The sequence below is a fragment of the uncultured Kiloniella sp. genome (assembly GCF_937128705.1).
GTDB lineage: Bacteria > Pseudomonadota > Alphaproteobacteria > Kiloniellales > Kiloniellaceae > Kiloniella.
On the sequence record NZ_CAKZMP010000037.1, the window covers coordinates 1 to 8,316 of the forward strand.

General features: G+C 46.2%; 8 protein-coding genes and 1 pseudogene. All 9 read right to left on the minus strand.

The annotated features are described in order from the left end of the window. Positions 1-441, minus strand: a pseudogene (locus tag Q0241_RS02110) (phosphopentomutase); the annotation flags it as partial. Positions 442-466: 25 nt separating this feature from the next. Beyond that, positions 467-1,789 (minus strand): thymidine phosphorylase, encoded by a 1,323-nt coding sequence (deoA, locus tag Q0241_RS02115; RefSeq protein WP_299372316.1) that lies wholly within the window; start codon positions 1,787-1,789, stop codon positions 467-469. Further along, positions 1,789-2,544: a deoxyribose-phosphate aldolase gene (deoC, locus tag Q0241_RS02120; protein ID WP_299372319.1), complete on the minus strand. Its 756-nt coding sequence runs from the start codon at positions 2,542-2,544 to the stop codon at positions 1,789-1,791. Before deoC ends, deoA begins: the two co-directional genes overlap by 1 nt. Positions 2,545-2,548: 4 nt before the next feature. Continuing rightward, positions 2,549-3,367: a purine-nucleoside phosphorylase gene (locus Q0241_RS02125; protein ID WP_299372322.1), complete on the minus strand. Its 819-nt coding sequence runs from the start codon at positions 3,365-3,367 to the stop codon at positions 2,549-2,551. Then, the gene (cdd, locus tag Q0241_RS02130) at positions 3,364-3,762 is read right to left on the minus strand and encodes a cytidine deaminase (RefSeq protein WP_299372325.1); all 399 of its coding nucleotides are present in this window, start codon (positions 3,760-3,762) and stop codon (positions 3,364-3,366) included. The genes Q0241_RS02125 and cdd overlap by 4 nt, the downstream gene beginning before the upstream one ends. Position 3,763: 1 nt before the next feature. After that, a complete protein-coding gene (locus Q0241_RS02135) occupies positions 3,764-4,738 on the minus strand; it encodes an ABC transporter permease (RefSeq protein WP_299372328.1) in 975 nt (324 codons plus the stop codon). Then, the gene (locus Q0241_RS02140; protein ID WP_299372331.1) at positions 4,731-5,864 is read right to left on the minus strand and encodes an ABC transporter permease; all 1,134 of its coding nucleotides are present in this window, start codon (positions 5,862-5,864) and stop codon (positions 4,731-4,733) included. Before Q0241_RS02140 ends, Q0241_RS02135 begins: the two co-directional genes overlap by 8 nt. Then, positions 5,861-7,510 (minus strand): ABC transporter ATP-binding protein, encoded by a 1,650-nt coding sequence (locus tag Q0241_RS02145; protein ID WP_299372334.1) that lies wholly within the window; start codon positions 7,508-7,510, stop codon positions 5,861-5,863. The genes Q0241_RS02140 and Q0241_RS02145 overlap by 4 nt, the downstream gene beginning before the upstream one ends. A 50-nt stretch (positions 7,511-7,560) precedes the next feature. After that, a partial coding sequence (locus tag Q0241_RS02150) for a BMP family ABC transporter substrate-binding protein (RefSeq protein ID WP_299372337.1) occupies positions 7,561-8,316 on the minus strand: 756 nt, incomplete at its 5' end.

An 8,316-nucleotide genomic window follows, 5' to 3' on the forward strand; every position in this document is an offset into this window, starting at 1 on the left:
GATAATCTCGGTACCGGATGCATGACAGAGGCCTAAAGCACCGGAGAACTCTCCGACTTTGATAATGTCGTCAAGAAGAGATTTTTCAAAACAAGGCGTTTTATTTGGGAAGTATCCCCAGTCAAACTTCACAGGAACGCCTGCTATTTCCCAATGCCCGCTCGGTGTATCTTTACCCTTACTTATTTCGCTGGCAGCACCATGTAACCCGATAGCCTTGGTTTGAGAATTAAAGCCTTGGGGGTAATTACCTGTACTTTGAAAAGCAGCATGCCCTAAACCAAGGCTTTCCATGTTCGGCAAATAAAGGGGGCCTTGTCTGACGCCTTCTTTATCTGCATTCCCCAGGCCACATTGTTCCGCGATGTGCCCTAGGGTATTCGAGCCGGTATCCCCAAAACTACCAGCATCCGGTGCTCCGCCAATACCAAATGAATCCATTAATAATATAAAGGCTCTAGCCATATTAGCTCACTAATGACTTTAAGATTGGATGTTGTTGATTAGGCATTTTATCTGCCACAGAAAGACCGTTTAGATATTGAGCTTTTGCCCGTGCTAATTGATCTTTAGAGTTGGCGTGTATGCGCGCAACAGGACAGGAAGAATCAACGTAAGTTCCTAGCGGAGCTATGTGATCAAAACCGACGGCATGATCAATTTCCTGTCCCGGCTTGGAACGTCCGCCACCAAGGGCAACAACGGCCATACCGATTTCCCGCGTATCCATAGAGGCAAGATACCCCGATGTATCCAGATAGATATCCTCACAGTAGGTTGCTGATTTCAGATAGCTATCCGGCTTTTCACAAAAATCTACAGGGCCACCCAGACCTGAGATCATTTTCTGGAACTGTTCAAGAGCTTTGCCATTGGATAGAACAGTCATGATTTTATGATGGGCATCATCGTATGTCGTTGCCAACTCGCCCAAGATCAAGAGTTCAGAGCAAAGTGACATGGTTATAATATCGGTACGCTCTTCTTTCATCTCTCCTGATAAGTAGGACCAGGCCTCTTTTACTTCCAGCGCATTTCCTGCTGATGAGCCGAGGACTTGATCCATATCGGTGATGAGGGCCCTTGTCGGTAAACCTGCGCCGTTGGCAACGCTTACAATAGTTTCTGCTAACTCTTCAGCCATAGACAAGGTGCCGGAAAAGGCGCCGCTGCCAACCTTGATATCCATCACCAAACGATCCAAGCCAGCAGATAGCTTTTTGGAGAGGATGGATGCGGTGATCAGGGGAACTGCTTCGACCGTTGCCGTAATATCCCTGATCGCATAAAAACGCTTGTCTGCGGGGGCTAAATCACCTGTTTGTCCGACAATGGCACAGCCGGCAGTTTTCGTGACGGATTTCAGACGGTTAATATCAATCGACGTTTGGTAACCGGGTATTGCATCCAGCTTATCCAGCGTACCGCCTGTGTGACCTAGACCGCGACCAGAGATCATAGGGACATAACCGCCACAGGCAGCAACGATAGGGGCGAGCATCAAGCTTAGTTTGTCACCGACCCCACCAGTTGAATGTTTATCCAGTACCGGACCCAAATTACGTAATTCAGACCAGTCGATTGTATCACCTGATTGAGTCATGGATTGGGTTAAGCTGACGGTTTCAGCATTACTCATTCCCTGAAAGAACACAGCCATTGCCAAAGCGGCGATTTGGCTGTCGCTCATATCGCCTGACGTGATTCCTTTGACAAAGTAAGCGATCTCTTCACTGCTAAGTTCGTGCCCCTCGCGTTTTTTTCGGATTACTTCTTGGGGAAGAAACATTAGTAGGTGCTTTTTTGCTCAGAATCAGTGGCTTGGCCTAAGACGCTCAATAGATCAGTCAAAAGGCCGCTTGCACCAAATCTGAAATTATCTGCACAGACCCAGTTTTCGCCCATGATACTTTGTGCAAGTTCTATGTATTCAACAGCTTGAGCATGCGTTCGAATACCGCCTGACGCCTTGAAACCGCAATTTTTACCGCTATCCTTAATGGCTTTTAACATGGACTTTGCGGCTTCGATTGTCGCTGACACGTCTGTTTTACCTGTTGAGGTTTTTATAAAATCAGCTCCGGCGTTAATAGCCGCAACACTCAAGTCGTAAAGACTGTCCATATCATCGAATGCACCACTTTCAAGGATTACCTTGAGCGCGGCCTGATCCCCGCAAATATCTTTGCACGCGCGGATCATTTCTGGCGCAGAATTTTTCTTTCCAGTGATCCATTCTTTGTAAGGGATCACCAGATCAACTTCGTTACCACCAAGTGCGATGATGTTTTTTGTCTGTGAAATGGCTGCTTCCAACCCTTCATCGCCCGATGGAAAATTGGCTACGGCAGCAAAATTGACATCCTGTCCCTTAAGCTCATCTTGGCAGACGGGCAGAAAAGGAGGATAAACACAGACAGCTGCGACAGAGGCAAAGGGCGTTACTGCTTTTGAACAGAGAGCTTGGATGCTTTCGTTTGTGTCATCATCAGAAAGGCTTGTGAGATCCAACAGGCTTAAAGCTAGTTTTGCATTTTTTGTCATGATCTTATCCCAAACTCTTCAGGTAATTACTTACCAGTTTAATTAAGCTTTCGGCGGCAATCTTGGCATTGCGCATGGTTTGTTCATGGGTGAGAGCCGTATCACCCATACCTGCACCGTAGTTTGTAATAATCGACATTGCTGCAGTGGGTATACCTGCACGCCTTGCCAGAATAACTTCGGGTACAGTGGACATACCAACGGCATCCGCACCGAGGATCTTTGCGGCTCTTATTTCTGCGGGTGTTTCGAAGTTTGGTCCTGAGAACCACATATAAACACCTTCGTGTAGCTTGATCTCGTTTTCATCAGCAACAGCTTTCAAGGCTTGCCGTATGGCGGGATCGTAAGCATCGGTCAGATCAACAAAACGATCATTCCCACGCGCACCAATCAGGGGTGACATGCCGGAATAATTGATGTGATCTGTAAGTAACATCAGGCTTCCTGGGCCAGCTTCGTCGCGTAGACTTCCAGCTGCATTGGTCAGAAGCAACTGCTTACAGCCAACGGCTTTGATTGTCTCAATTGCTGTCAGCATACCAGTGGCATCACCATTTTCATAATAATGGCTTCTGCCTTGTAGAATGAGGACTTCTGTTCCGTTGATTTGCCCAAGAATCAATGACCCGGCGTGTCCTTCGACGGAAGGGCGCGGAAAGCCGGGAAGATCAGTAAATGAAATAGTGGTTGGGTCTTTTACGGCTTCAACAAGGGGGCCTAAGCCAGACCCGAGGATGATAGCTACTTCTGGGATAACGCCATTAAGGCGGCCTTGAATAACGTCTAAAGCATTATTCGAGGATTGATTTTGGTTTGTCATTTATTCAGATTATCAGGTCCAAATGAAAAGGGAAGAAGGTCTTCGATTGTAAAGGTTTTACGCAGTCCCTCGGGACCGCAAACGTGAATTTGTGTTTCTGCATTTGCAAACTCACGAATTTTTTGCCGACATCCACCACAGGGTGTAACGAGTGCATCACCATCACCCATGACATAGATTTCAGCAATTTCACGACTGCCATTTTGCACCATGGCAGAAATCGCGCCACCTTCGGCGCATACACCTAACGGATAGGCTGCATTTTCGACATTACATCCATTATAATATTGCCCATCTGTTGATCTTATAACAGATCCAACATGAAACTTGGAGTAGGGGGCGTATGCCCGCGACATGTTCTCTTTAAGTTGAGCTATTATTTCGGGTCGTTCCATCTTAGCGCTCCTTCACATACGGGCGACCAATAGCTTTTGGCGCAATAGCTTTACCGATAAATCCAGCAAGCAGGATCACGGTAAGAACATAAGGTAGTGCCTGCATAAACTGAACGGGTATCTCGCCGATCCCTGGAATTGCGACACCCTGTAATCTGACAGCCATTGCATCAAGGAAGCCAAAAAGCATACAAGCAAGAAGACCCGGTACGGGTTTCCATTTACCAAAAATCATCGCGGCAAGGGCGATATAGCCTTGTCCCGCAGACATCTCTTTACCAAATGCCGCATTTTGCCCCGTGGAGAGGTAAGCCCCGGCAATGCCACATAGAATACCAGCGATAATAACCGAGCGATATCTTAAGAACGTAACAGAAATACCAGCAGTATCAACAGCCTGTGGGTTTTCTCCGACAGCACGCAAGCGTAAGCCAAACCGGGTTTTGTAAAGCACCCACCACGTAACAGGAACTGCTAAAAATGCAATATAAACCAGTAAGTTATGGCCGCTAATTAATTCAACATATATGGAGCCTAAAATTGGGATCTCTGACAGGAAATCTGCACCGGGCAACGTTATTGGTGAAAAGCGTGCATCACCGCTCAGTGTTGGTGTCTGACCACCTTTGTGGAACCATGCACCGCCAAGGGTAACCGTAAGCCCGGAAGCGAGAATATTGATAGCAAGACCACTGACGACCTGATTTCCACGATGCGTAATACAAGCGAAACCATGTAAAAGCGCCATAAGGATAGAGGTAATGATTGCAGCACCCAAACCAACAAATGCGGATCCACTAACTGCTGCAACCGCTGCTGCGGCAAAAGCGCTACCAAGAAGCTTACCTTCCAAACTGATATCGATGATACCGGATCTTTCAGAGAAAATGCCCGCCATAGCGCAAAGCACCAGCGGCGCTGATACGCGCAGAGTTGAGTCGAGTGTCGATAGAAGCAACAGGAGAAAATCATCCATTTGTCTGCTCCTTTCTTGCGCCGTTGTTTACAACAATAGCTGTAAAAAGGCGTTCAATTGTTGGTCGAGCCATGTATGCCAATGCACCGCAGAAAAGAATAACCAGCCCCTGAATAGCCTTAACCATTTCTCCTTGTATGGTTGGTATTTCAAAGGATAGTTCTGCGCCACCCTGATATAGGGTACCAAACAAAAGGCTGGCAATAATAATTCCGACGGGATGATTGCGTCCCATCAGTGCAACAGCAATACCTGTGAAACCCGCGCCTGCGACAAAATCAAGCATCACCCTGTTATGGTTCCCCATAATTTCATTGATACCGACAAAGCCAGCTAAAACACCGGAAAGGCACATGGTGCCGACGACTAAACGTCGAGTGTTTATGCCACTATAATTTGCGGCGTTTTCATTAAATCCAAACATCCGAATGGCATACCCCCAGCGTGTATGCCAAATGAACAACCAAACAAAAAGGCAGCTAAATAGAGCGAGAAGAATTGAAAGGTTAAGCGGCGATTTTTGTATCTCTATTCCAAACCATCCAACGGCTTCTTGCATTGTTGGCATTTGAGCCGATGCCAGAAAATCACGACTTTCAGGAGACATTTGACCTGGCTCAATAAGAACATTTACCAAAATGTAGTTCATCAAACTAAATGCGATGAAGTTAAACATAATGGTTGTGATAACAATATGGCTGCCTCTATAAGCTTGCAGATAAGCAGGGATATAAGCCCAAGCTGCACCAAAAAGGCCGGAAGTCGCAATCGCGAGCGGTAGAATAATCCAGAAAGGAACATATTGGTCCAAAGCCAGGCAAAGTAAACCAACACCTAATCCGCCTATATAAGCTTGTCCTTCGCCACCAATGTTAAAGAGGCTTGCGTGAAAAGCGACAGCAACAGCTAGCCCAGTAAAAATAAAGTTCGTGGTATAATGGAGTGTATATCCTATATTATAGTCATTCCCAAAAGCTCCATAGATTATAATTTTTACTGCTTCTATTGGGTCTTCACCAATAATTAAAATAACAATTCCCGAAACAAAAAATGCGAGTAAAATATTAATCAGGGGGATGACACCAACGTCAATCCACGCGGGAAGCGCTTTACTTGGACTGCTCATGCCGAAATCTCCTCTGAGTGTGTCGTGTTATTGTTGTTTTGCTGCTCAGAGCTTTTGGATTGTGTGCCTGCATTCCCCATTAGAAGGCCGAGTTGGCGTGCATCGGCATCTTTACCTGCGACTTCACCAACGATACGGCCTTCGAACATAACCAGTATGCGATCACTGAGTGACATGATTTCTTCAAGTTCTACAGAGACCACAAGAATTGCAGATCCCGCATCGCGCATGGCGATCAGATTTTTATGAATAAATTCAATGGCCCCAATATCAACGCCGCGTGTTGGCTGCCCAACAAGAAGGACTTCGGGGCGTCGATCCATTTCTCGGGCAAGAACGAGTTTTTGTTGATTGCCGCCAGAGAAATTTGCTGATTTTAACTTGGGATCTTCCGGGCGGACATCATAGTCCTGCATCAACCGAGTACAATGTTCTTGGACAGCTTTATTATCCATAAGGATCTTACCGTTATAGGCAGGATCTTCATGAAAACCCATAATCGCTGTTTCTTGGGCATTAAAAGCGGTTACCATTCCCATACGATGTCTGTCTTCAGGAACGTGGCCTACACTTAACTCTCTAAATTCTTTTGGGTTTTTGAGGGCATGTGGTGTGATTTGGACGGAACCAATATCAATTGATCCGGTCTGAAGGGGGCAAATACCGCTAAGGGCCGCAAGTAATTCCGTTTGGCCATTGCCGGATACACCTGCGATACCGACAATTTCCCCGGCGCGAAGGGTGAGAGAAACATCATCCAGCTTAGTGATGCCATCTTCTCTATAGGAGAGGTTTTTTGCGTCCAGTAAGATTTCACCAGGATTAGCGTCAGTTTTATCCACTTCCAAAAGAACTTTCCGCCCAACCATTAATTCGGCGAGTTCATTTTTGGATGTGGCTGATGTTTCCCGTTCAGAAACCATGGTTCCTGCACGCATAACAGAAACACGATCTGTAATTGCCATAATTTCCTGAAGCTTGTGGGTGATCAAAATAATACTCACACCGCGACTGCGCAGGATATCAAGAATTTTGAAAAGCTGATCTGTTTCCTGTGGTGTCAGGACGCCAGTTGGCTCGTCAAGGATAAGAATTTCAGCACCACGATAGAGGGCTTTTAAAATCTCAACCCGTTGCTGAAGACCAACGGGGAGATCACCTGTCATGGCATCGGGATCAACTGCCAAGCTGTATTCTTTCGAAAGCTTGAGAAGCTCTTCCCTTGCTGTCTGACTACTTTTGTTCAAAAGAGGGGCACCTTCGGCGCCCAACATTACATTTTCAAGTACAGTAAAGGTTTCTACGAGCATAAAATGCTGATGGACCATACCAATGCCAAAGGATATCGCATCTCTGGAAGAGTGGATTTTTTTCGTTTGACCATTAATAAGGATTTCGCCGCTATCTGCTTCGTAAAATCCGTAAAGAATACTCATCAACGTTGATTTTCCAGCACCATTTTCACCAATGATGCCGTGTATAGTTCCCGGAAGAACTTTCAAATCTACGTTTTGGTTTGCCTTTACAGGGCCAAAGCTTTTACTGATTGCCTTCAGTTCAATAGCGGGCAGTTCAATAGATGGTGGGGGGGCTGATTGCCCCCCCACCGCGTCAGGCCCTTGGGCCTTGATGCGTTCTACGCTCATAGAAAAACCTAGTACTTGATTATTATTCTGATTTCAAATCAGTTACCCAATTACAGCGCAGGGCAACTGTTATCGGATGTGAAATCATGAACAGAAATGGAACCGGATACGATGCCATCACGTGCTTCTTTTACCTTGGCTTTCATTGCGTCGGTAATAAGTGATTTGTTATTATCATCAAGGGCCCAGTCTACGCCGTTCTCAGCAAGACCTAGCGCATGAAGACCTGGCTTCCAGGTGCCGTCCATTGCATCTTTGAATGCGTTATAGGCAGCAACATCAACACCTTTGGTCATGGAAGTCAGCATTGTTCCTGGCTGGATATGGTTTTGGTTTGAATCCACACCAATTGCGTATTTACCTGCATCTTTCGCTGCTTGGTAAACACCGATACCTGTTCCGCCAGCAGCGGCAAAGATCACATCAGCGCCTTTGTCAAACTGGCTTTTAGCAAGTTCGCTACCTTTACTTGGATCGTTCCAAGCTGATGGTGTTGTTCCTGTCATGTTGCTGTAAACTTCGGCAGAACCAACTGCGTACTTTGCACCTTGGGCATAACCACAGGCAAACTTACGAATAAGCGGAATGTCCATGCCGCCAATAAAACCAACCTTTTGATTTTCAGAGGCCATTGCAGCAAGAACACCAACAAGGAAAGATCCTTCATGTTCTTTAAAAACAACGGACTGTACGTTTGGCAGGTCAACAACTGAATCGATTATTGTGAAACGAATATCTGGATATTCTTTGGCAACTTTTTCAATAGCAGGTCCTTGGGCAAAGCCAACACCAACGATTGGGTCCGC

Coding starts and splice junctions, on each gene's coding strand:
- deoA (WP_299372316.1), bottom strand. CDS start 1,789: ATGTTTCTTCCCCAAGAAGTAATCCGAAAAAAACGCGAGGGGCACGAA.
- deoC (WP_299372319.1), bottom strand. CDS start 2,544: ATGACAAAAAATGCAAAACTAGCTTTAAGCCTGTTGGATCTCACAAGC.
- Q0241_RS02125 (WP_299372322.1), bottom strand. CDS start 3,367: ATGACAAACCAAAATCAATCCTCGAATAATGCTTTAGACGTTATTCAA.
- cdd (WP_299372325.1), bottom strand. CDS start 3,762: ATGGAACGACCCGAAATAATAGCTCAACTTAAAGAGAACATGTCGCGG.
- Q0241_RS02135 (WP_299372328.1), bottom strand. CDS start 4,738: ATGGATGATTTTCTCCTGTTGCTTCTATCGACACTCGACTCAACTCTG.
- Q0241_RS02140 (WP_299372331.1), bottom strand. CDS start 5,864: ATGAGCAGTCCAAGTAAAGCGCTTCCCGCGTGGATTGACGTTGGTGTC.
- Q0241_RS02145 (WP_299372334.1), bottom strand. CDS start 7,510: ATGAGCGTAGAACGCATCAAGGCCCAAGGGCCTGACGCGGTGGGGGGG.